Raw genomic sequence first — 23,072 nt, 5'->3', positions numbered from 1 at the left:
TTTACGCGTTGTGCGGCGGCAGCGGGGCTGTAACCTTTCGCCCGTTCCCGGGTTCTTCTCTCCATGTCTACCCCTCGTGTCCCTGCCTCGGGTGCCGCCGGCTTGTTCAGCGGCGTCCCCGGCGACGTCCGCCATGCGCTCCGGCTGCTCTGGAAGAGCCGGGGTTTCGCCGCCACGACCCTGCTGACGCTCGCGCTCTGCATCGGCGCGACGACCGCGATCTTCTCCACAGTGTATTCGCTGATGCTGAAGCCGCTGCCGTTCCACGAGCCGGACCGCATCGTCGAGCTCTACACCTCGGCGGCGAAGGCGGGCCTGAACCACATGCCCGCGAACGTGCCATTCTACCTCGACTACTCGAAGAACGCGACGTCCTACGAGACCCTGGGCCTCTGGAACTTCACCTACACCATGGTGGGCGAGGAGGGCGCGGTCGTGCGCACGCCGGCGGCGCGGGCGACGGCGGAGATTTTTTCCATCCTGCGGGTGCAGCCGCTGCTGGGCACGTTCTTCACCAAGGAGCAGAACAAGCCGGGTGCGGACCGCGTCGTGGTGCTGACGCAGACCTACTGGCGGACGCAGTTCAACGAGAGCCCGGAGGTCATCGGCCGTGAAATCCGCATCGACGGCGACGCCTACAAGATCATCGGCGTGGCGCCGCGGGTGTTCGAGGCGTTCGACGCGCGGGTGAAATTCATCACGCCGCTCAGCTGGCCGGCGGGCGCGGAAAATCCGCAGGGCCGCTACGGCGTCGGACTGAGCCTCTACGGCCGGTTGAAGCCGGGCGCGACGGTCGGCGCGGCCGACGCCGAAGCGAAGACCTTGGAGAAACTCTACGTCGACGCGGGACCGCCGCCGCTGAAGGCGTTCGTCGAGCGCTCAGGCATGACGATGAACGTCGGCGGCGTGCAGCAGCAGCGCGTCGAGCCCGTGCGGCCGACCCTGCTCCTCCTCCAGGGCGGCGTGGCCTTCGTGCTGCTCATCGGCTGCGTCAACGTCGCCAACCTGCTCCTCGCGCGCTCGAACGCGCGGCAGTCGGAGCTGGCGATCCGCTCGGCGCTGGGCGCGAGCCGGCGCATCATCGCGCGGCAGCTCCTGCTCGAGAGCCTGCTGCTCACCGGCCTCGGCGCCGTGCTCGGCGTGCTGCTGGCGTGGGGCGCGCTCAAGGTGACGAACTTCTACCTGGCCAAGATGCTGCCGCAGGCGCTGGCCGCGACGATCGACCTGCGCGTGCTGGGCTTCGCCGTCGCGCTGGCGCTCCTCGTGGGCGTGCTGATCGGGCTGATCCCGGTCTTCCACATCCTGCGCACGAACCTCGCCGAGGTGATCCAGCGCGGCACGCGCGGGGCCTCGTCCGGCCGCGGCGTGCGGGCGCTGAGCAGCGTGCTCGTCGTCGCCCAGGTCGCGGTGGCGCTGGTGCTGCTGACCGGCGCCGGCCTGCTGATCCGCAGCTTCGCCAAGGCGCTGGACGTGAACCCGGGCTTCGATCCCGCGCACGTCGTCACCGGCCGCGTCGCACTGCCGCAGGCGCACCGCGCCAGCGACGAGGCGGCGAACAAGATCCGCGAGCGGATGCTGGCGGCGCTGCGGGAGATCCCCGGCGTGCAGTCGGTCGCGCTCGGCTTCGCCACGCCGTTCCAGGGCGGGCTGCCGATCAACGCCTTCACGCTCGAGAACGACACGCTGCCGCCGGGCGCGCCGCAGCCGGGTGCGTTCCGCGTCATCGTGACGCCGGGCTATCTCGAGACGCTGGGCCTGAAGCTCGTCGAGGGCCGCTTCTTCGAGGAGGGCGACCTCGCGCCGAACCGCCGCGTCTACGTGGTGGACGAGAGCTTCGCCAGGAAGTTTTTCCCGAACGGCTCCGCGGTCGGCGGGCGGTTCACCTTCGGCAACCGGCCGGACAAGCCCGAGGACTGGCCGAGCATCGTCGGCGTGGTGAAGGACGTGCCGCACAACGGCGTGGAGGAGAAGAGCGGGAATCCGTTCATCTACCAGGTCATGCAGGGCGGCCGGCCGGGCGGACTGACGCTGTTCCTGCGCACGGAGCGTCCGGCGGCGGACGTCGTCGCCGCGCTGCGCGCGAAGGTGAAGGAGATCGATCCGGCGATCGCGCTCTTCGACACCGGCGCGATGGGGCAGGTCGTCGATTCGTCCTACGACAACCGCCGTGCGGTCATGCTGCTGCTCGTGGCCTTCGCCGGTCTGGCGCTTTTCTCTCGGCGCTCGGCATCTACGGCGTGCTGGCCTACGATGTCTCGCAGCGCACGCGCGAGATCGGCGTGCGCGGCGCCATCGGCGCTTCGCACGGCGAGATCATCGCGCTGATCCTGAAGCAGGGCCTGTGGAAAACCGGCTTCGGCATCGGGCTCGGCCTGGTCGGCGCCGTGCTGCTCAGCCGCTCGATGACGAGCCTGCTGTTCGGCGTGACGCCCACCGAGCCGCTGGTCTACGCCGCGGTCGCGCTCGTGCTCATCGTCGTGGCGTTGCTGGCGAGCTACCTGCCGGCGCGCCGTGCGGCCAAGATCGACCCGCTCGTGGCGTTGAGGGACGAGTAAGCGCAGCCGAACGCCTGAATACTGTAGGGCGGGGTCTCCCGACCCCGCCTTTCTACGTTACGCGCGCCACCCACGCGGCGCGGCGGGGTCGGGAGACCCCGCCCTACAGGTTGCGGCGTTGGCGAAAGGGGGCGTCGCCGTTTCGGTGGCGACGCGAGTGGGACCTGGGCCCGCTTTTCGTGAGTTGAGTGACGGGCGGGGCGGGGTTCGGCGACCCCGCCCTACAAGCGGAGGCGGCGTGCGGACGCGGCGTGGGCGAAGGGCCGTTGGGACAACGGCCCCTACCGAGTGGCGGATGGGGCGTGGCGTTGCGAAGGCCGCGTGTGCGGGTAGCGGCGGTTGTTCCAACCGCCCGGGGACGCAGGCGTCGATGAGACAAAAGGGCCGTTGGGAACAACGGCCCCGGCCTTACTTCAGCACTTCGGCGAGTTTCGCCGGCTCTTTGCCGCCGCCCATGGCGAAATCGGGCTTGCCGCCGCCCTTGCCGCCGAGCTTCACGGAGAGCTCGCTGACGATTTTGCCGGCCTGGTGGCCGGCCTTGACCGCGGCGGGGAGCAGAACGCGACGACGCTGGCCTTGTCGCCGAAAGCGGCGCCGAGAGTGACGACGCCTTCGCCGATCTTGTTCAAGACCTGGCTGCCGAGCGAGCGGAGCGACTCGGGCGCGTCGGCGGTGACGACCGCGGTGACGAACTTCAGGCCGTCCTTGGCGGTGGCTTTCGCGGCGAGTTCCTCGGCGAGGCCGGCGGAGGCTTTGGCCTCGTAGGCCTTGAGCTTTTGCTCGAGTTCCTTCTGGCGGGTGAGCACGGCCTCGAGTTTCTGCGCGACGTCCTGCACGCCGGCGTTGAGGCGGGCGTTGACGGTCTTGAGCGCGGTCTCCTCGGCGGCGACGAAATCGTAGGCGGGCTGGCCGGCGACGGCCTCGACGCGGCGGGTGCCGGCGGCGACGGCCATCTCGGCGACGATCTTGATCAGGCCGATCTCGCCGGTGGTGGCGACGTGCGTGCCGCCGCAGAGTTCGCGGGAGTAGCCGCCGATGTCGACCACGCGGACGATCTTGCCGTATTTGTCGCCGAAGAAGGCGAGGGTGCCCTCGGGCTTCCGGTCGAACTCGGTCTCGTAGCACTCGACCCTGGCGTTATCGATGACCTTCTCGTTGACCAGCTGCTCGACCTCCTTGATCTGCGCGGCGGTCATGGCCTCGAAGTGCGAGAAGTCGAAGCGCATGCGGTCGGCGGTCTTGGACGTGCCGGCCTGGCGGACGTGCGTGCCGAGGACCTTGCGGAGCGCCCAGTGGATCAGGTGCGCCGCGCTGTGGTGGCGGTTGATGGCGCGGCGGCGGGCGAGGTCGATGTGCAGCGTGGCGGGCGAGCCGACGACCGGGACGGGTGTGCCGGCGGCGATCTTGTGCAGGTGGCGGCCGAACTTGTCCTTCACCGTGTCGACGATCTCGATCTTCTCGCCGTTGGCGAAGGCGTGGCCGGTGTCGCCGGCCTGGCCGCCCATCTCGCCGTAGAACGGGGTCTGGTCGAAGATGAGGAAGGTGTCCTTGTCGGTCTTCACGACCTCAAGGACCTTGGCGTGCGCGGTCGTCTCGGTGTAGCCGAGGAACCTGGTCGGTTCGACGGTGACGCTCTCGCCCTCGGTGGCGGCGACGACGATTTCCTTCTTCTGCGCGGCGCGGGCGCGCTCGCGCTGCTGCTCCATCAGCTCCTCGAACTTGGCGGTGTCGACCGTGAGGCCGCGCTCGGTGGCGAGCAGCTGCGTCATGTCGAGGGGGAAGCCGTAGGTGTCGTAGAGTTCGAAGGCGGCGGTGCCGGGGAATACGAGCATCGTGATCCGTCCAGCGATCTTGCTCTCGGCTTCATTCACGATGCGCTGATTGTGCTCGGTGTTTTCGAGGTGTTTGCGGAACACCTCGAGTCCCCGATCCAGCGTCCGCCCGAAGCTCTCTTCCTCACTCCGGATCACTCGCACGATCACTTCCTGCTGCTGCTTCAGCTCGGGGAAGACGTGGCCGAGGGACTCGACGACGGGCGCGACGAGCTGGGAGAAGTCGCCGACCTTGAAGCCGAGTTTCTTGCCGTAGAGGATGCCGCGGCGGAGGATGCGGCGGATGACGTAGTTGCGGCCGTCGTTGCCGGGCATGATGCCGTCGGCGATGGCACACGAGACGCAGCGTGCGTGATCGGCGAGGACGCGGAACGCGATGTCGATGTTCTCCTGCTCGATCAGGCCTTCGCGCTTGGTCGGGACGGTGCCTTTGTAAGTCTTGCCCGAGAGCGCGGCGACCTTGGTGAAGAGCGGCGCGAAGACATCGGCGTTGTAGTTCGAGGGCTCGGCGGAGAAGTCCTTGAAGCCTTTCGTCGTGGCGTAGATGCCGGCGACGCGCTCGAAGCCCATGCCGGTGTCGACGTGCTTGGCGGCGAGCGGAGCGAAGGTGCCGTCGGCGTTCGCGTTGAACTGGATGAAGACGTGGTTCCAGATCTCGATGCAGCGCGGGCTGGAGCTGTTGACGAGCTTGCGGCCCTCGGCCTCGTCGTCGGACGGGAGCAGGTTGAAATGGATCTCGGAGCACGGGCCGCAGGGGCCGGTGTCGCCCATCATCCAGAAATTGTCCTTCTTGTTGCCGTTGACGATGTGGACGGCGGGATCGAGGCCGGCCTTGCGGAACAGCTCGGCCCAGATCGCGTAGGCTTCCTCGTCGCGCTCGGCGGGGTCGCCCTTGGATTTGTCGGGATTGTAGATCGTCGCGAAGAGGCGCTTCGGCGGGATGCCCCAGACCTGGGTGATGAGTTCCCAGCCCCAGGTGAGCGACTCCTTCTTGAAGTAGTCGCCGAAGGACCAGTTGCCCAGCATCTCGAACATCGTGTGGTGGTAGGTGTCGAAACCGACGTCCTCGAGGTCGTTGTGTTTGCCGCCGGCGCGGATGCACTTCTGGGTGTCGGCGGCGCGGGTGTCCTTGGACGGGCGGACGCCGGCCCACTTGGAGACGTCGGGCGCGCGGTCGCCGAGGAAGATGGGCACGAACTGGTTCATGCCGGCGTTGGTGAAGAGAAGTCCGGGCGAGTCCGGCAGGAGCGACGACGACGGGACGATCGTGTGGCCCTGCTGAGCAAAGAAATCGAGGAAGGACTGGCGGATTTCGGCGGAGGTCATGACGGAGGACAGAGGACTGAGGACAGAGGACGGGACGGGGGGCGGCGAGTGAAAAGTTGGGGACTATGACGGGCCGGCCACACCGGGTCCGGAGGCGCGCGCGTGCGCGGGGCGGGAGCGCGTGGGCGACGGCCGAGGTGGGACCTGCCGGGGATGAGGCCGAAGGTGCGGGGCAATTTGCGTTTGCGGATCCGCGGGCGGAGCGGATTCTGGCCGGCGTGAAGATTTATCCGCTGCCCTCCGGTCCGATCCAGACCATCGGCTACCTGCTGACCGAGCCCGCGACGGGCGAGGCGGTGCTGGTCGATGCCCCGGCGGAAGTCTGGGAAAAGGTCCAGCCGGTGCTGGCGAAGGATGGCTGCACGCTGAAGGAGCTGTGGCTGACGCACGGGCATTGGGACCACACGCAGGATGCGGCGAAGATCAAGCGCGCCGCGGGCGTCGTCGTGCGCGCCCACCGGGCGGATCAGCACCTGATCGAGACGCCGGAAGTGATGCGCGACTTCCTCATGCCGGGCCTCGAGCTCGAGGCGGTGAAGATCGACGCGTTCCTCCAGCCGGGCGACCGGCTCGCGGCGCTCGGGCGGGAGTTCGAGGTGCGGCACGTGCCGGGACATTGTCCGGGCAACGTGCTGTTCTACCAGGCCGCCGCACAGGTCGCGCTGGTCGGCGATGCGCTCTTCAACGGCGGCGTGGGGCGCTGGGACCTGCCCGGCGGCGATTTTCCGACCCTCGAGCGCTCGATCCGCGAGCAGATCTACACGCTGCCCGACGAGACGGTCGTGCTGCCCGGCCACGGCCCGCGCACGACGGTGGGCGACGAGAAGGAGGGCAATCCGTTCGTGGCGGCGCCGGCGCGATGAAGGAGCTCGATCACCAGTGGTTCATGCGGCGCGCCATCGAGGTGGCGAAGCGCGGGTGGGGCGACACGCATCCCAATCCGCTGGTCGGCGCGCTGATCGTCGAGAAGGGCGAAGTCGTCGCCGAGGGCTACCATGCCAAGGCCGGCGAGGCCCACGCGGAGATCGCGGCGCTGCGCGCGCTCGGCCGCCGGCCGCACCCGGGGCGACGCTCTACGTGACGCTCGAGCCGTGCTGCACCCATGGCCGCACCCCGCCGTGCACCGACGCGATCATCGAGCACAAGATCGCCCGCGTCGTGGTCGGCGCGACCGATCCGAACCCGGCCCATGCCGGCCACGGCTTCGAGCTCCTGCAGCAGGCGGGCGTCGAGGTGATCCGCGGCGTGCTCGCGGCCGAGTGCGAGGACCTGAACCTGATCTTCAACCACTGGATCACGGCGCAGCGGCCGCTCTTCGCCGCGAAGGCCGGGGTGACGCTCGACGGCAAGGTGGCGACGCGGCTGGGCGAGTCGAAGTGGATCACCGGCGAGGCCGCGCGCGCCAACGGGCACCGCTGGCGGCGCTACTTTCCCGCGATCGCCGTCGGCGCCGGCACGCTGCGCGCGGACAACCCGCGGCTGACGGCGCGCCTCGAGGGGGCCGAGTGGTGCCCGGTGCGCTTCGTCTTCGACGGGTTGCTGCGCAGCGTGCTCGATAAGGCGATGCCGAACCTCTACACCGACGAGTTCCGCGAGCGCACCATCGTGGTGACGACCGCGCACGGCGGGCTCGGCTACATGCGCAAGCTGAACGGCATGGGCGTGCGCACCTGGGTGCTGTCGAATGCGTCGCCGAAGGTGTCCTTCGCCGATTTCCGGAAGAAGTGCGCGGAGGAGGGCATCACCGGCGTGTTCTTCGAGGGGGGGGCGCAGCTGGTGAGCGAGCTGCTGCAGGCGCGCGAGCTCGACTACCTCTTCAGCTACCAGGCGCCGGTGCTCTTCGGCGACGACAAGGGCAAGACGATCTTCCGCGGCCTGCGCACGGAGCACCTCGCGAACGCCGTGCGCCTCGAGCGTGTGCGGCACGAGACGCTCGGCGAGGACGTGCTGACGCGCGGCTTCGTGAAGTATCCGGAGAAGATGTTCGTCGACGAGGCGACGTTCAGCAAACGGAGCCTGCTGGAATGAAGGCGCCGCGGACCGGTGGCGCGAACGACTTGTCATGATCATCCATCTCGCGTCGGGGAACAGGCACAAGGCGGAGGAAATGCAGCGGCTGGCGGATGAGACGCCGGCCAGCCGCGGGCGCGGCGTGCGCGTCGTGCCCGCGGCGAGGATGCCGGCGGTCGAGGAGGATACCGGGACCTTCACCGGCAACGCGCGCAAGAAGGCGATGGCGCTGCAGGCGACGCTGCCCCCGGACGCGTGGGTGCTGGCGGACGACAGCGGCGTGTGCGTCGACGCGCTCGACGGCGCGCCCGGCGTGGAGTCGGCTTACTACGCCGGACCGCAGGGCGACGCCGCGGCGAATTTGCGCAAGCTCGCCGAGGTGATGCGCGACGTGCCGGAGGGCGGCGCGCGGCGCGGTTCGTGTGTGTGCTGCTGCTGCGCGGGCCGGGCGGCGCGGAGCAGGTGTTCGAGGGGCGCTGCGAGGGCGTGCTCGCCCGCGAGCCGCGCGGCGGGAAGGGTTTCGGCTACGATCCGCTGTTCGTGCCGGAGGGTTTTGCGTGCACCTATGCCGAGCTGAGCGAGAGCGAGAAGAACGCGATCAGCCACCGCGGACGCGCATGGGCGCAGCTGGCGCGGTGGCTGGCGGAGGGCGGCGTGCGGTAGGGCGCGCCCGCGCGGGCCGCCTCAGAGACCGGTGATGGTCGTCTTCAGCTCGGAATACTGCGGCTCGTCGCTCGTGTTCTGCTTCTGCGCCTTGATTTCCTTGTAGGCCTTGCGATTGGCGCTGATGAGCATCGGCTCGAGCGGGACGTCGTGGTTGGTGGTGCGCAGGTTTTCGTGCAGGCCCCAGTAGCGGCCGGCGCCGGAGTAGATGCGGATGCTCCAGGGCTCGGTGGCGACCTCGCTGGTGAACATCGCGACCATCGAGCCGCGGATGTAGAGGCCGGTGCCGGCCCAGTTCTCGAGCAGGCGCGGGTAGTTGTGCACGCCGCCGCTGTGCTGGTGCGAGTTGGTCTCGACGATGCCGGTGAGCAGGCAGGCGGAAATCTCCGTCTCGGTGGGGGCGAACTTGTAGTCGCGGGTCGAGGCGGTGGCGCCGCTCGTGCTCGTGCCCTGGTAGGGCAGCGGCGTGAGGGCGACGGATTGGTTGGTGCCGTCCATGGTGTTGCTCGAGCTCGGGTTCGAGGTCTGCCACGAGGTGGAGTAGGCGCTGCCGCCGCCCTGGTCGGAGCGGGTGTTGGCGCTGAGGGCGTCGCACCAGCCCGAGGACTGGGTGTAGACGTAGGGCGAGGCGGCGGTGCCGCTGCCGCTGCGGGTGTAGACCGGCTGGGAGAGGATGGTGATGGCGTCGGCCATGACGGCGGTGAGGTATTCGCCGGTGGACTCGGGGTAGCGGCCGCTGTAGCCGCCGGTGCCGGTGGAGCTGGTGCTGGAGTTGATCGTGCCGTCGGCGTTGAAGTGGCCGACGAAGTAGAGGGCGTCGTTGGTGGCGAAGCTCAGGCCGGTGTAGGTGTCGGTGGTGATCGAGGCGACGGGGCCGCGGGCGTTGAGGAGGCGGACGCCGGAGTCGAGGCGCGCGGGGATGCCGGAGGTGAGCACCTTGCCGGCGGTGCTCTCGGCGTCGACCGACTGGAGGTAGACGGTGATGCCGTCGAACCACGGGGTGTTGCTGCCGGCGCTGAAGAGGGCGGTGGCGGGAACGGGCGTGGGCGTGTCGGTGGCGGGGTTGGCGGTGACGTAGTAGATCTTGAACGGGTCGGCGGCGACGCTGTTGCTGGCGGAGAGCCAGTAGCCGGACTGGTCGCCGCTCGGCGAGAGGCCGGCGATGCTGCTCTGCTTCACCCAGGTGAAGGTGCGGTCGATGGTGGTGGCACCCTTGGTGGCGCGGAGGGTGACGGTGCCGGTGGTGGTGCCTGCGGTGGCGGAGATGCCGGTGAGCCAGAAGCGATTGTAGCCGGCGCCGTTGCCGTAGACGCCGGTGCTGAGCACGCTGCCGCTCGAGGCGCCGAAGCCGCCGGTGGAGCTGCCGGTCACGGCGGGCATGGTGAAGGTCCAGTTCGCGGTATCGTCGACGCCGCCGACGTAGACGTGGAGGTCGGTGTAGGCGTTGGTGAGGAGGAAGCCGCCGGTGTTGCTGGTCGAGGGGACGATGAAGCGGTCGTTGGTGAGGGCGAAGACGGTGGCGGGCGAGGCGGCGTTGTCGACGGTGACGGGGATGATCTGCTGGTCGAGGAGGGTGGTGGTGCCGCCGGCGAAGTATTGGCTGACGCGGATGCCGGTGATGCCGGCGGTGGGCGTGTGCGTGTGCGCGGACTCGTCGGAGGTGGAGGTGTAGACGGTGGTCCAGGTGGCGCCGCCGGCGTAGGGATCGGCGGAGGAGGTTTCCTCGACCTTGAAGCGGCCGACGTAGGCGGCGGGCGTGCCGCTGGCGCCCGTCTGCTTGGTGCTGCCGAGGGTGAGGGTGTCGGGGGCGTAGGCGGAGGCCTGCGTGCGCTGCACGACGTCGATGGCATCGGTCGCGCCGAAGGTGTCGAAAGTCGTCCCGGTGCCGAGGCCGAGGGCGGTGCGGGTGGCGGAGCTGTTGAAGATCGAGTTGCTCCAGTTGGTGGCGTTGGGGCGGGCGGGGTTGTAGACCGTGCTGGTGGTGGCGGCGTTGAGCGTGCGGTCGACCGCCATCTTGAAGCGGGTGAAGTCGAAATCGATTTTCGAGATCGGGCGCGGGGCGAAGGGATATCCGCTGCGGTTGAAGGGGTGGCCGTTGCTGTTGGTGGCGCGGCGGAGGTCGTAGAAGAAGGCGTCCTGGAAGGTGTAGGCGTTGCTGGCGTAGCTCGGGGCGGCGCTGTCGGCGTAGCCGGTGTCGGCCAGGTCGCCGCCGCCGCCCTTGGGGATGCGCAGGACCTGGTTGCTGCCGACGGCGGTGTCGGTGCGGTAGGCGTTGGGCAGCAAGTTGACGTAGGCGCTGTTGGCGCCGTAGCTCGGCTGTCCGGGAAGGACGACCTCGGTGAGGGTGTGCGAGCCGTCGGTGTTCACGACGTTGAGCCAGCAGCGGTAGGAGCGGGCGCGCATGCTGACGGTGCTGGCGTTGGGCAGGGTGCCGGTGCGGGTCTCGTCGTCGGGGTTGACGATGATGTAGAGGCCGGCGCGGCGGGAGAACTTGTTCTGCACCATGCCGGCGGTGTCGCCGGAGGAGGCGGGCTCGATGAGGTAGCGGCCGCCGTTGTCGGTGGCGGTGTTGTCGATGCCGGGGAGCGTCAGCTCGGTGACGCCGTGGACGCTGGTGCGGAGGTTGCCGCCGTAGCTGGAGGTGGCGAAGGACTTGAAGTTGGCGAGCTGGGTGGCGGTGGGGGTGGAGCCGCTCGAGCCGCTGTTGGACGAGTAGAAGTGGTCGCGCCAGATGGAGCCGCTGTAGATGTTGGTGCCGGTGCCGGCCGGATTCTGGAAATAGAGCGCGCCGGAGCCGCCGGGCCCGGCGTCGGCGGTGTCGGTCTCGTTGTAGATCGTGCCCTTGTAGCCGGTGTTGGCGAAGAAGCCGCCCTTGGCGGTGACGCGGTCGGTGAAGCGGATGGTGTTGGCGAAGCCGCTCTGGCTGCGGGCGATGAGGTTGCCGTTGGAGTGGACCGGGCCGCTGATCGTCATGTTGGCGCCGGGCGAGAACTCGAGGTCCTCGTTGTAGAAGATGGCGAACTGGAAGAGCGGGATCTCGGTGACGGTGAGCTGCTGGCGCGCGTAGGCGGTGACCGCGCCGACGGCCGGGTGGGTCATGGTGGACTTGGCGATGATGTCGACCTGGCCGGTGGCGACCTGAAGGCCGTAGTTGGTGTCGCTGGTGTTGGTGACCTGGGCTAGGCCCTGCGAGCTGGTGAGGCCGGCGTAGATCTCGGAGTCGGAGGGCGCGGAGAAATCGGTCGTGAGCACGCTGTCGGGCGGCATGTAGATGTCGGTGAAGCGGCGCGGGGTGAGGTTGCGGACCTTGTAGAGCTTGGTGGTGATCTGCTCGGAGCCGTAGAGCGCGACGTTCTCGGCCATGTTGCGCGCACGCATCATCAGGCGCTGGCGCTCGTTGGAGCGGCGCTCGGTGACGGAGTATTTGAGGATGCTGCCGGTGAGCAGCGCCGCCATGAAGATGAAGAAGATGACGACGATGAGAGCGGAGCCGCGTTGCGCGCGGAGGAGGCGAGGGAGGGTCGGGTGCATGGGGATCATTTCCGCGGGGAGATCGTGTAGTTGAAGCTGGAGCTCGAGAGCAGGTTGTTGGTCGTCGTGCCGTTGATGACCTCGACGTTGACCGAGACGCTGTAATTGGTGGGCGTGTCGGTGTCGGTCTCCGTGGCGAAGATCGGGTAGTAGTAGGCCGGATTGGAGCCGGTCTGGAGCCGGCCGCGCGCGCTGGCGACGATCTGGCGGGAGCCGGTGGGCGTCGGGTTGGAGTTCAGGTTGACGGAATTCAGCAGCGTGGTGATGGAGCTGGAGGTGCCGGCACTGCCGTAGTCGGTGCTGGCGTAGTAGCGGATCGGCGCGCGCGCGCTCGTGTCGGCCGTGACGCGGTAATAGATGCGGAACTGCCGGATGTTCGAGGTGGCGTCGTCGGTATCGACCCGGGACACGAGCACGACGCAATCGCCGTAGGCGAGCTGGGTGCCGTAGGAGTCCGACTGGAGCGTGGCGACGTCGGTCGAGAGGTTCACGCTGCCGTCGAGCTTGGTGTAGTTGGGGAAGACGTAGAACTCGGTGGCGTCGAGGGTCTCCTTCGACATCTGCGCGATGAAGTAGCGGAGCGAGGCGTTGGTGGAGAGACGCTCGCCGTCGCGATACATGATTTTCAGGCCCATGACGAAGATGCCGAGCGCGCCGCCCATCGCCATGCCGACGATGGTCATGGAGATGAGGGCCTCGACGAGGGTGAAGCCGCGTGCGCGGCGGCGCGGGTCCGCGGAGCGGAGAGGGAAGGCGGGGGCGGTTTTCATTGGTCGTAGCGCGTGCGGAGGAAGACCTCGCGATCGACGGCGGTGCGGCGGCGCGCGCCGTCGGCGTAGCTGTAGGAGTAGACGAGGGTGATCTTCTTCACGTCGCTCACGTCGTGCGCGACGTCGGGGATCTCGTCGATCCACACCCAGACGTGGAGGGTGAGCGGCTGGGAAGAGGTGCCGCTGACGCTGGAGAGCGTGAGCGGTCCGATGATGTTGTCGGGCACGTCGAGGCTCGAGGCGGTGGCGGACTCGGAGGGCCGGCTGGTCGGCGCGCCGCCGGTGGTCTTGCATTGCAGCCAGGTGACCTGGTCCTGGTTGAGGCGGACGCGGATGTAGGGCGCGCTCTTGCCGGAGCCGGGGAAGGCGTCGTAGGTGGCCTGGTCGGGGTCGGTGCTGGTGCTCGGGACGAGCGTGGTGTAGTCGAACGTCTTGATCTGTTCGACGATGCCGTAGACCAAGCTGGTGGCGGCGGCGTGCAGCACGCTCGACTCGGTGACGCGGCGCGACTGGATGAAGGCGCCGAGGAAGCCGAGCAGCGTCGTGGCCATGAGGGTCATGGCGAACATGGTTTCCACGAGCGTCAGGGCGCGGATGCCGCGGGGGCGCGCGGGGGAGGTCGGGGCGGACGGGGGCGCGTTGAGCATGCGTCCATTATGCCCGCGGGCCGCTAAGGCCGACATGGCCGACGGCTCATCGCAAAAGCCTCCCCGAAAACTAGAGGCGATCGCCTCCCCGCGTGTAAACGGGGCGGCGTCCGCCTAGAGCGATTCGCGCTGCGCCTCGGTGTAGAGGGCGGCGGCCTGGGCGCGGCGCTGGATGCCGAGCTTGTCGAAGATCGTGGCGAGGTAGTTTTTCACGGTCTTCTCGGTGAGATTGAGCTGCTCGCCGATTTCCTTGTTGGTGAGCCCCTCGGTCAGCAGGGCGACGACCCGCTGCTCCTGGAAGGAGAGCGACTTGATCTTGTCGACGGCGCTCAGCTCCGGGCCGCGGCGCACGAGGCTGACGACCTGGCCGGCGAGGGTCGGGTCGAGCACGGAGCGGCCCGAGGCGACCTGGAGAATGGCGGCGGCGAGGGTGGCGCTGTCGTTGTCCTTGAGCAGATAGCCGTAGGCGCCGGCGGCGATGGCCTGCTGCACGTTGCGCTCGTCGGTGGCGGAGGTGAGGATGAGCACGCGCACCGTGGGCAGCCGGTCGGAAATCTCGCGGCAGGCCGCGAAGCCGGGCTTGTCGGGCAGGCGCAGGTCAAGGAGCACGAGGTCGGGCTTCAGGCGCTCGGCGGCGGCCACGCCCGCGGCGGCGGTGCCTTCCTCGCCGACGATCTCGATGTCGGCGCGATCCTCGAGCGCCGCGCGCAGGCCGAGGCGGATCAACGGGCTGTCGTCGACGAGCAGGACGCGAATGCGGCGGGCGGGGGCATTCATGAGGCGGAGGCAACGGGCAAGGTGAGCAGGACGCGAGTGCCTTTTCCGGGAGCGGACTCGACCTGCAGGGTGCCGCCGAGCGCCGCGGCGCGCGCGCGCATGTTGGCCAGGCCGTGGCCGCCGGCGCCGGTCTGATCGGGGGCGAAGCCCGCGCCGTCGTCGGCGATCGCGAGCGCCAGCGCGCCGGCGTCGTGTGCGGCGCGCAGGGTGATGCGCTGGGCGCGACCATGGCGGATGCTGTTGCTCACGGCCTCGCGGACGATGTTGACCAGCTCCGACGCGTGCTCGGCCGGAATCAGCTCGAGCGCCGCCGGGTCGAAGCGCTGGTCGAGGGCCACGTGGTCGGGCACGAGGCCCTTGAGCGTGGAGGCGAGGGCGGTGGGGAAGGATTCGCGCCGGAGATTCTCCGGCTCGAGCTCGCGGATGTAGGCGCGGACCTCCTGGTTGAGGCGGCGGAGCTCGATCACGCACTGGTCGAGCCGCTCCTCGATCGCGGGCGCGGCGGTCATCTTCTTGCGCACGCTCTCCAGCGCGAGACTCACGGCGTAGAGCGTCTGGCTCATGTTGTCGTGCAGTTCGCGGCCGAGCCGGATGCGCTCCTCGAGCGAACGGTCGAGCAGCGTGCGGCTGACCTGGAGGTCCTCCTCGGCGCGGCGCCGGGCGTCGTGCTCGCGCTCGAGCGCCGCGCCGCGCTCGACGGTGAGGCGGGCGAACTGCTCGAGGCCCGCCGCGTCGCGGCGCCAGGGCGCGCGCGTGTCGCGTTCCACCGCCGGCCGCGAGCCCGCCAGGCTGAACACCAGCGGCACCGCGCCGAGCAGCAGGGCGAGGAAGATCGTGGTGATGAACAGCCGCTGGTGCGACCGGCGCAGGCGTTCCAGGGTCGGCGAATGGCCCGCCGCGGTGACGATCCAGCCCGGGTGGCCGGCGAGAGTGACCGTGGCGAAGACGTTGTCGGGACCGGCCGGCGGGCTGCCCGGCGCGCGTTCCAGCTGCACGTCGGCCTGCGCGAGCTGGCTGAGGTCGCGGCGGTAGCGCTCGTCCCATTTCTCGGGCGGCCGCGGGGCGAGCCGGAGGGCGGCGTCGAGGGTGTGCCCAAGGCGCTCGCTGGCCTCGCCGCGGGCCGCCGCCTCCTGCCGCAGCCACCAGGCCTGGAGCGAAAACGCCGCGACCAGGAACACCCCGACGAGGGTGATCGAGAGCAGCAGGGCGCGGGCGAGGGGAGTCATGGCGACGTTTTCCACCGTGTCCTAGGCCGCGCGGCGAGTCCCGTCAAAATCTTCGACAAACGGCCCCCGACCACTACTTTGACCGTTCTTTTCATGAAGTCGTTCTACCTGACCACCGCCATTGACTACGTCAATGGCTCGCCGCATCTCGGCCACGCCTACGAAAAGGTGCTGTCCGACGTCATCGCGCGCACGAAGCGAATGCAGGGTCAGGACGTCTTCTTCCTCACCGGCACCGACGAACACGGCCAGAAGATCCAGCAGAGCGCGCGCGCCAAGGGCGTGCCGACGCAGCAGTTCGTCGACGAGACCGCCGCGGAGTTCGTCCAGCTGGCCAAGCTCCTCAACCTCTCCAACAACGATTTCATCCGCACCACCGAGCCGCGCCACAAGCAGGTCGTGCGCGACTGCCTGCAGCAGCTCTTCGACAAGGGCGAGATCTACAAGGCGGAATACAAGGGCTTCTACTCGCCGCGCCAGGAGCAGTTTTTGCAGGAGAAGGACCGCCTGCCCGACGGCAAGTGGCCGGAGATCTTCGGCGAGGTCATCGAGATCACCGAGAGCAACTACTTCTTCAAGCTGCGCGCCTACCAGCAGTGGCTGATCGACTACATCACCGCGCACGAGGACTTCGTGTTCCCGGCCCACCGCCGGAAGTCGCTGCTCGAGTTCCTCAGCGAGCCGCTCAACGACCTCTGCATCTCGCGTCCGAAGGACCGCCTCGAGTGGGGCATCCCGCTGCCGTTCGACGAGAACTACGTCACCTACGTGTGGTTCGACGCGCTGCTGAACTACTACACCGCGGTGAAGGACAACGGCCGCTGGCCCGCCGACTTCAACGTCATCGGCAAGGACATCCTCATCCCCGCGCACGGCATCTACTGGCCGATCATGCTGCACGCGCTCGGCCTGCCGCCGCCGAAGGCCCTGCTCGTGCACGGCTGGTGGTCGGTCAACGGCGCCAAGATGTCCAAGAGCACCGGCAACTTCGTCGATCCGGTCGAGTTCACGAAAACCTGGAACGTCGACTCGCTGCGCTACTTCCTCGTGCGCGAGATGACGGTCGGCATGGACGCGGACTTCTCGCAGGAGCAGTTCCTTGTCCGCTACAACAGCGAGCTCGCGAACAGCCTCGGCAATCTCGTCAATCGCACGCTGAACATGACGACGCGCTTCGCTGCGGGCGTCGTGCCGACGGCCGAAGTGACCGAGGATCCCGAGCGCGAGCTGCAGGCGCTGTGGCCGAAGACGCGCGACGAGTTTTTCGCGCTCTGCGACGGCTTCCAGTTCCATATCGCACTCGAGCGCGCGATGCAGTTCATCACCGCGACGAACGCCTACATCGAGAAGCGCGCGCCGTGGAAGCTCGCCAAGGACCCGTCGCCCGCCGCGCAGGCCCAGCTCCGCACCACGCTTGCCACGATCGCCGAGGCGCTGCGTCTCGGCTCCGCGCTGCTCTGGCCGGTGATGCCCGCGGCGGTCGACAAGATCCGCACCGGCCTCGCCTTGCCGCCGCTCGCGCAGTGGGAAGGCGAACTCGAATGGGGCGGCCGCCTCGCCGGCGCCAAGCTCGGTGCGGTCGACATCCTGTTCCCGAAGCCCGCGACGGAGAAGAAGGGCTGACGCGTCCGCTTCGCCCCGGCGATGCTCCACCTCCCCGTCAATCCCGCCGCGAACTCCACCCCGGAGGCGCTGCGGGCGTTTTGGGCGACTGCGCCGAGCGCGCGCGCGGCGCCGGCCGGCCGCAGCTGGTGAGCATCAGCGTGGCGGTCGAGAGCCTCGATCCGCTCGCCGTGCTCGAGTCGATCTTCGAGGAGCACGAGCCGCATTTCTACATCGAGCGACCGAGCTCCGGTTTCGCCGTGGCCGGCGCGGAGGCGGTGCTGTCGTTCGAGGTGCACGGCCCGTCGCGTTTCGCGGCGGCGAAGGAGTTCGTCGCGCAGACGCTCGCGCAGACCATCGCCGTCGGGCCGCTCGACGAGACCTTTGCCGGACCGCACTTCTTCGTCGCGGCGGGTTTCGCCGACGAGGCGGCGCCGGACGCGGCGTTTCCCGCGCTGCGCGTCTTCGTGCCGCGCTGGCAGGTGTCGCGCCGCGGCGACGGCTCGGTGGCGGTCGCCAATCTCGTCGTCACGCCCGAGCTGCCGCTCGATCTCGTCACCGCCAAGGTGGCGAAGGCGCACGCGAAGTTCCGCTCGTTTGACTACTCCTCCGCGCGCAACCGCGAGCGCCCGTCCGCGCCGAAGCGCATCGAGGAAATCGGCGGTGCCGGCGCCTACCAGCGCGCGGTCGCGGCCGGGCTCGCGGGCATCGCCCGCGGCGATTACCAGAAGATCGTGCTCGCGCGCGCCCAGCGGCTGACGACGGCCGAGCCGTTTCATCCGCTCGGCGTGCTGAATCACCTGCGGCAGCGCTATCCGGGCTGCTACGCCTTCTCCGTCGCGAACGGCCGGGGCCAGAGCTTCATCGGCGCGTCGCCGGAGCGGCTGGTGCGCGTGGCCGAGGGCCGCATGCACACCGAGGCGCTCGCCGGCTCGGCGCCGCGCGGCAAGTCTGCCAGCGAGGACGCCGCGCTCGCCCGCGCGCTGGCGCAGGACGACAAGGAGCTGCGCGAGCACCGCTTCGTCATCGCCGCGATCGGACGCCGCCTCGCCGACCTCGGCATCCAGCTGGAGCACGCCGCGACGCCGCGCCTGCTCGGACTGGCGAACGTCCAGCACCTGCACACGCCTATCAGCGCCACGCTGCCGGCGGGCGTGCACATCCTCGATCTCGTCGCCCGGCTGCATCCGACGCCGGCGGTCGGCGGCACGCCGCGCGAGCGCGCGGTGCCAGCGATCGCGCAGCTGGAGCCGTTCGCGCGCGGGCTTTACGCGGGCACCAGCGGCTGGGTGGACCATCGCGGCGGCGGCGAGTTCTTCGTCGGGCTGCGCTCGGCGCTGGTCGACGGGTGCACGGCGACGGCGTATGCCGGCGCCGGCATCGTGGCCGGCTCGGACCCGGAGAAAGAATTCGCCGAGACGGAGCTGAAGTTCAAAGCTCTGATCGAAGCCCTGACCGACGCATGAGCCGCGACCTCGCCCTCGATTTCCGCAACGTGAACTCGCTCTGGGGCAGCGTGCTCGTGGAGACGCTGGCGCGGCTGGGCGTGCGACAGGCGGTGATCTCCCCGGCTCGCGCTCGACGCCGCTGACGGTGCAGTTCGCGGCGCACCCGGCGTTCGAGGCGATTCCCGTGCTCGACGAGCGCTCGGCGGCGTTCTTCGCGCTCGGCCTGGCCCGGCAATCGCACCGGCCGGTCGTGCTGCTGTGCACGAGCGGCACGGCGAGGGCGAACTACTTCCCGGCGGTGATCGAGGCGCGCGAGAGCGGCGTGCCGCTGCTGGTGATCACGGCCGACCGGCCGCCGGAGATGCGCGAGTGTCGCTCCGGCCAGGCGATCGACCAGCAGAAGCTGTTCGGCGGCTACGTGACTTTCTACCACGAGCTCTGCGTGCCGGAGGCGAGCGTGGCGCGGCTGCGCTACCTGCGGCAGACGGTCGCGCACGCGGTCGAGCGCACGCTCGGGCCGGTCGCCGGACCGGTGCACCTGAACGCGCCGTTCCGCGACCCGCTGCCGCCGGTGCCGGACGACGCGGCCGAAGCGCTGCGGGGCGAGATCGCGGGGAAGTTCTTTGCGCACCTGCAGGTCGGCGAACCCGCGGGCGCCGCGCCGCGGGCGATCGCGCTGGGCGGGCGCGGCCTCATCGTCGCCGGACAGGTGCGCGTCGCGGACGCCGCCGGTTATGCGCGCGCCGTCGGACGCTTGGCGAGGCGGCTGGGCTGGCCGGTGCTGGCGGACGCGCTGTCGCCGCTGCGGAATTTCGCGAAGCTCGTGCCGGGACTCGTCACGCGCTACGACGTGATCGCGCGCTCGGCGGAGTGGACAAAGGAATTGCAGCCGTCGCACGTGCTCTGCCTGCACGACTGGCCGACGAGCAAGCCGCTGCGGCAATGGCTCGGCGAGGGCGATGTGCCGGTGACTTTCGTGACTACCCGCGCGGACAATCCCGATGCGTTGCACAGCGCGACGCGTGTGGTGCGCGCCGACGTGTCCGCCTTCGCCGCGACGGTGCGGGCGCGGCCGGCGCCGCGCGCCTGGGTGCGCCGCTGGACGGAAGCGGAGCGGCGGATCGAGGCGCGGTTGCGCCGCGGGCTCGCCGGCGCGCCGGGCCTCTTCGAGGGGCAGGCGAGCGCACTGCTCCCGCGCGTGTTGCCGAAGGGCACGACGGTGATGTTCGCCAACTCGATGCCCGTGCGCGACGCGGAATATCTCTGGCCGGCGAACGACCGGGCGCACGTCATCCACTGCAACCGCGGCGCGAACGGCATCGACGGCACGCTGTCGACGGCGCTCGGCCTCGCGCATCGCGGTGCGCCCGCCGTGCTGGTCACGGGCGATCTCGCGCTGCTGCACGACACGAACGGCTTTCTGCTCGCGCGCGAGCTGCGCGGCAGCCTGACCGTCGTGCTGATGAACAACGACGGCGGCGGCATCTTCGAGCACCTGCCGGTGGCGCAGTTCGAGCCGCCGTTCGAGCGTTTCTTCGGCACGCCGCAGTCGGTCGACTTCGCCAGACTCTATGCGACCTATGGCGTGGCGCACACCGTCGTGCGCGACTGGCGGCATTTCGAGCGGCTGCTGGGCCGCTTGCCCGCGCGCGGCGTGCGCGTGCTCGAGGTGCGCACGGACCGGAAGCGCGATGCGGCTTTCCGCAAGGCGCTGTTCGCGGCGGCGGCCAAATAAAAACCCGCGACAGGAGTCGCGGGTCGGCGGTAGGGGCGCTTGCCCTCAAGCGCCCTGATCGAGGGCCGTTGCGGGCAACGGCCCCGACCGAGGCAGAATCACGGGAACAGGCCGCGCTTGGCCTTCGCCTCGGCGACACGGGCGATGCCCAGCACCAGGGCGGCGGTGCGACGGGAGCACTTGTATTTCGCCTTGGTCTCGTCGACGGACGCCTTGGCCTTGGCGAGCATGCGGTGGAGCTTCTCGAAGACCTCCTCCTTCGACCAGTAGTAGGCGGACTGGTTTTGCAGCCACTCGAAGTAGGAGACGATGACGCCGCCGGAGTTGCAGAGGACGTCGGGGATCAGCTCGATGTCGCCGCGCTCGGCGATGATCTTGTCGGCTTCGTTGGTGGTCGGGCCGTTGGCGCCCTCGGCGATGAGACGGCACTGGAGCTTGCCGGCGTTCTTGTCGGTGATGACGCGCTCGAGGGCGGCCGGGATGAGGACGGTGCAGGGCTGGACGAGCAGCTCGTCGTTGGTGAGCGAATCGCCGCCCTTGTAGCCCTGGAGGGACTTGTTCGCGGCGATGTAGGCGAGGGCGTCCTTCACGTTGATGCCGGCCTTGTTGTAGACGCCGCCGGTGAAGTCGGAGATGCCGATGATCTTCGCACCCCAGGCGGAGAGGGCGAGGGCGGTCTCGCTGCCGACGTTGCCGAAGCCCTGGATGATCACGCTCGTCTCGGAGGCCTTGATGCCCAGGTCGGTCAGGTAGGCCTTGGTGAACCACGCGACGCCTTCGCCGGTGGCTTCGCGGCGGCCGAGGGAGCCGCCGAGCGCGATGGGCTTGCCGGTGATGACGCCCGGGTCGTAGTGGCCGACGTGGTTGGAATAGGTGTCCATCATCCAGGCCATGACCTGCTCGTTGGTGCCGACGTCGGGCGCCGGGATGTCGAGCTGCGGCCCGATGAACGTCGCGATCTCCTGCATGTAGCGGCGGGAGAGGCGTTCGAGTTCGCCGGTGGACATGTCGCGGGCGTTGACGACGACGCCGCCCTTGGCGCCGCCGAAGGGCAGGCCGACGAGCGAGCATTTCCAGCTCATCCACATGGCCAGCGCGGCGACCTCGCCGAGCGTGACGTCGTGGTGGAAACGGATGCCGCCCTTGGCGGGGCCGGTGGAGATGTTGTGCTGGACGCGGTAGCCCTCGTAGGTGAGGACGCGGCCGTCGTCCATGCGGACGGGCAGGGTGACGGTCAGCGTGCGGCGAGGCTGCTTGGTGCGCTCGCGCACGCCGGCTTCCATGCCGAGGATGTCCGCGGCGGCGTCGAATTGGTTGCAGGCCTGCTGGAAGACCGGCGAGTTGTAGATGCTATTCGTGAGAGGCATAGATAACGGATTAGGCGCGGGGGCGCCGGGGGTTGGAATGCGGCGAGATTGGTCGGGAGGGGGCCCTTTAGCAATTGGCTTCCCGCCGGCCGCCGCCTTCAATGAAAGCGCCTAATTACGAGAGTAACGGGCGTGATTTATGGGCGCGCTGGCGAGATTTTTGTCGTGGTGCCTGCAGAAGCTGACCTTCGGCTTGCTGCTGCTGGGGCTCGGCCTGGCCGGCTTCGGGCTGTGGCTTTACCTGCGGGACAACGTCGATTTCGACCTGCGCCGGCAGGACCTGATCCGGGCGCTGACCGGGGAGACCGGCAAGCTCCGCGAGGCCCTGAAGGACGTGCAGGTGCGCCTCGACGGGATGACGGCGGACCAGGCGCGCCAGGAGCAGCGGGCGACCGAAGCGGCCCGGCTGGCGGCGGAGCTCGACGCGCTCAACAGCGGCCTGAACCGGCTCACCACGCCCGGCGAGCAGGTGAAGTTGAACGACGAGCGCCTCGCGCGCCTGCGCCAGACCGAGCAGGAGGCGCGCGCGCAGGTCGCCGCGCTGCGCGAGGCCCGGAAGCGCGCGCAGTGGGAGCGGGACGGCCTCGAGATCGCCCTCGGCAAGCTCGAGGTGCAGCTGCAGGCCGCCGAGCGGCAGAAGTCGAAGGTCCTGCATTATGCGCACGCGGCGTGGGATCGCTTCGGCCGGCACGTGCTCCTCGTCGTCGCGCTCTGGTTCCTCGGACCGCCGCTCGGTCGCGTGGCGGCGTATTTCCTCGTGGCGCCGTTCATTTCCAGCCGGGCGCCGGTGCGGCTCGGGACGGTCGCCGCCGCGGACGTGACCGTGCGCGGCAGCGACGCGTCGATCGACGTCGTGCTCGAGCCGGGCGACGTGCTGTGGGTGAAGGAGAAATTTCTCCAGGCTTCGGACGAAGGGCTGCTCAAGCGCACCCGCTGGCTGCTGGACTGGGGCATGCCGTTCACCTGCCTCGCGGCCGGGTTGAAGGAGCTGATCGAGATGCGCAACGCGGCGCCCGAGGCGAAGCTGCGGGCGACCTTCTCCAGCCAGGACGACGCCCACGTGGAGCTGGCGGTCGTCACCGTGCCCGCCGGGGCGAGCCTGGTGCTGCGGCCGAGCTACCTGGCCGGCCTGATCGGTCCGCTCGGACGGAGGAAGACCGCAATCCGGCGACACTGGCGGCTGTTCACGCTGCAGTCGTGGGCCACGGGCCAGTTCCGGTATTTCGAGTTCGTCGGCCCGTGCACCCTGCTGCTCGCGGGCAGTCGCGGCGTGCGCGCGGAGGTGCTGGCGGCGCAGCCGGGGCTGCCGGTGCCGGGGCGGCGCGCGAACCAGGACGCGACGATCGGCTTCACGCCGGGCCTGGCCTACCGGCCGGTGCGGGCGGAGACCTTCTGGGCGTATTTCCGCGGGCAGAACCCGCTGTTCGACGACCTGTTCGAGGGCACGGGCGTTTTCCTCTGTCAGCAGACCTCGGCCAAGGGCGAGGCGGCGGAGCAGCGGAAGGCGATGGCCAGCCTGCGCGACGGGCTGTTGCGGATTTTCGGCCTTTGAGCGTTTGCCGCGGGCCCGAGTTTGGCTAGCC

The 23,072-nt window shown here is 69.4% G+C and carries 16 protein-coding genes and 3 pseudogenes; 12 read left to right on the top strand and 7 right to left on the bottom strand.

Going from position 1 to position 23,072, the window contains the following annotated elements:
• The first annotated feature begins 63 nt into the window (after positions 1-63).
• Positions 64-2,325, top strand: a complete 2,262-nt coding sequence (locus ACMYLB_RS13670) for an ADOP family duplicated permease (RefSeq protein WP_415907534.1) — start codon at positions 64-66, stop codon at positions 2,323-2,325.
• Positions 2,238-2,555, top strand: a complete 318-nt coding sequence (locus tag ACMYLB_RS13665) for an FtsX-like permease family protein (protein ID WP_415907533.1) — start codon at positions 2,238-2,240, stop codon at positions 2,553-2,555. Before ACMYLB_RS13670 ends, ACMYLB_RS13665 begins: the two co-directional genes overlap by 88 nt.
• Positions 2,556-2,963: 408 nt before the next feature.
• Here ACMYLB_RS13665 and alaS read toward each other — a convergent pair.
• A pseudogene (gene alaS / locus ACMYLB_RS13660) lies at positions 2,964-5,713 on the bottom strand (alanine--tRNA ligase).
• Between the two features lie 218 nt (positions 5,714-5,931).
• Here alaS and ACMYLB_RS13655 point away from each other — a divergent pair.
• The 5 genes and pseudogenes from ACMYLB_RS13655 to ACMYLB_RS13635 all read left to right on the top strand — a co-directional run bounded on the left by ACMYLB_RS13655 (position 5,932) and on the right by ACMYLB_RS13635 (position 8,386).
• The gene (locus ACMYLB_RS13655) at positions 5,932-6,576 is read left to right on the top strand and encodes an MBL fold metallo-hydrolase (RefSeq protein WP_415907532.1); all 645 of its coding nucleotides are present in this window, start codon (positions 5,932-5,934) and stop codon (positions 6,574-6,576) included.
• Positions 6,573-6,790 (top strand): annotated as a pseudogene (locus tag ACMYLB_RS13650) (riboflavin biosynthesis protein RibD); the annotation flags it as partial. The gene ACMYLB_RS13655 and the pseudogene ACMYLB_RS13650, both read left to right, overlap by 4 nt.
• Complete coding sequence (gene ribD / locus ACMYLB_RS13645) at positions 6,791-7,741, top strand: bifunctional diaminohydroxyphosphoribosylaminopyrimidine deaminase/5-amino-6-(5-phosphoribosylamino)uracil reductase RibD (protein WP_415911087.1); 951 nt, start codon at positions 6,791-6,793, stop codon at positions 7,739-7,741.
• A 34-nt stretch (positions 7,742-7,775) separates the two neighbouring features.
• A pseudogene (locus ACMYLB_RS13640) lies at positions 7,776-8,108 on the top strand (non-canonical purine NTP pyrophosphatase); the annotation flags it as partial.
• Between the two features lie 41 nt (positions 8,109-8,149).
• The gene (locus tag ACMYLB_RS13635) at positions 8,150-8,386 is read left to right on the top strand and encodes a non-canonical purine NTP pyrophosphatase (protein WP_415907531.1); all 237 of its coding nucleotides are present in this window, start codon (positions 8,150-8,152) and stop codon (positions 8,384-8,386) included.
• A 21-nt stretch (positions 8,387-8,407) separates the two neighbouring features.
• Here ACMYLB_RS13635 and ACMYLB_RS13630 read toward each other — a convergent pair whose 3' ends face one another.
• The 5 genes from ACMYLB_RS13630 to ACMYLB_RS13610 form a co-directional block, all read right to left on the bottom strand.
• Positions 8,408-11,917: a hypothetical protein gene (locus ACMYLB_RS13630; RefSeq protein ID WP_415907530.1), complete on the bottom strand. Its 3,510-nt coding sequence runs from the start codon at positions 11,915-11,917 to the stop codon at positions 8,408-8,410.
• Positions 11,918-11,922: 5 nt separating this feature from the next.
• Positions 11,923-12,687 (bottom strand): type II secretion system protein J, encoded by a 765-nt coding sequence (locus ACMYLB_RS13625; protein ID WP_415907529.1) that lies wholly within the window; start codon positions 12,685-12,687, stop codon positions 11,923-11,925.
• Positions 12,684-13,334, bottom strand: a complete 651-nt coding sequence (locus ACMYLB_RS13620) for a type IV pilus modification PilV family protein (protein ID WP_415907528.1) — start codon at positions 13,332-13,334, stop codon at positions 12,684-12,686. Before ACMYLB_RS13620 ends, ACMYLB_RS13625 begins: the two co-directional genes overlap by 4 nt.
• Before the next feature lie 114 nt (positions 13,335-13,448).
• A complete protein-coding gene (locus ACMYLB_RS13615) occupies positions 13,449-14,111 on the bottom strand; it encodes a response regulator (protein ID WP_415907527.1) in 663 nt (220 codons plus the stop codon).
• Positions 14,108-15,337 carry a sensor histidine kinase gene (locus tag ACMYLB_RS13610; RefSeq protein ID WP_415907526.1) on the bottom strand — a complete coding sequence of 410 codons (1,230 nt, stop codon included), beginning with the start codon at positions 15,335-15,337 and terminating at the stop codon, positions 14,108-14,110. The genes ACMYLB_RS13615 and ACMYLB_RS13610 overlap by 4 nt, the downstream gene beginning before the upstream one ends.
• Positions 15,338-15,430: 93 nt before the next feature.
• Between ACMYLB_RS13610 and ACMYLB_RS13605 the strand changes: the two genes are divergently transcribed.
• The 4 genes from ACMYLB_RS13605 (at position 15,431) to menD (ending at position 20,122) form a co-directional block, all read left to right on the top strand.
• The gene (locus tag ACMYLB_RS13605) at positions 15,431-16,960 is read left to right on the top strand and encodes a class I tRNA ligase family protein (RefSeq protein ID WP_415907525.1); all 1,530 of its coding nucleotides are present in this window, start codon (positions 15,431-15,433) and stop codon (positions 16,958-16,960) included.
• An 80-nt stretch (positions 16,961-17,040) separates the two neighbouring features.
• On the top strand, positions 17,041-18,405 hold the full coding sequence (locus ACMYLB_RS13600; protein WP_415907524.1) for an isochorismate synthase: 1,365 nt from the start codon (positions 17,041-17,043) through the stop codon (positions 18,403-18,405).
• Positions 18,402-18,530 (top strand): hypothetical protein, encoded by a 129-nt coding sequence (locus ACMYLB_RS13595; RefSeq protein WP_415907523.1) that lies wholly within the window; start codon positions 18,402-18,404, stop codon positions 18,528-18,530. Before ACMYLB_RS13600 ends, ACMYLB_RS13595 begins: the two co-directional genes overlap by 4 nt.
• Before the next feature lie 2 nt (positions 18,531-18,532).
• Positions 18,533-20,122, top strand: a complete 1,590-nt coding sequence (gene menD / locus ACMYLB_RS13590; protein WP_415907522.1) for a 2-succinyl-5-enolpyruvyl-6-hydroxy-3-cyclohexene-1-carboxylic-acid synthase — start codon at positions 18,533-18,535, stop codon at positions 20,120-20,122.
• 98 nt (positions 20,123-20,220) lie between these two features.
• Here the strand turns inward: menD and ACMYLB_RS13585 are convergent, their stop codons facing one another.
• Complete coding sequence (locus ACMYLB_RS13585) at positions 20,221-21,489, bottom strand: Glu/Leu/Phe/Val family dehydrogenase (RefSeq protein WP_415907521.1); 1,269 nt, start codon at positions 21,487-21,489, stop codon at positions 20,221-20,223.
• A 139-nt stretch (positions 21,490-21,628) separates the two neighbouring features.
• On the opposite strand from ACMYLB_RS13585, the gene ACMYLB_RS13580 reads away from it, so the two are divergent.
• A complete protein-coding gene (locus ACMYLB_RS13580; protein WP_415907520.1) occupies positions 21,629-23,041 on the top strand; it encodes a hypothetical protein in 1,413 nt (470 codons plus the stop codon).
• The last annotated feature ends 31 nt before the right edge of the window (positions 23,042-23,072 follow it).

The sequence above is a fragment of the Oleiharenicola sp. Vm1 genome (assembly GCF_047777955.1).
GTDB lineage: Bacteria > Verrucomicrobiota > Verrucomicrobiia > Opitutales > Opitutaceae > Didemnitutus.
This window is presented reverse-complemented; position numbering and strand designations above follow the sequence as displayed.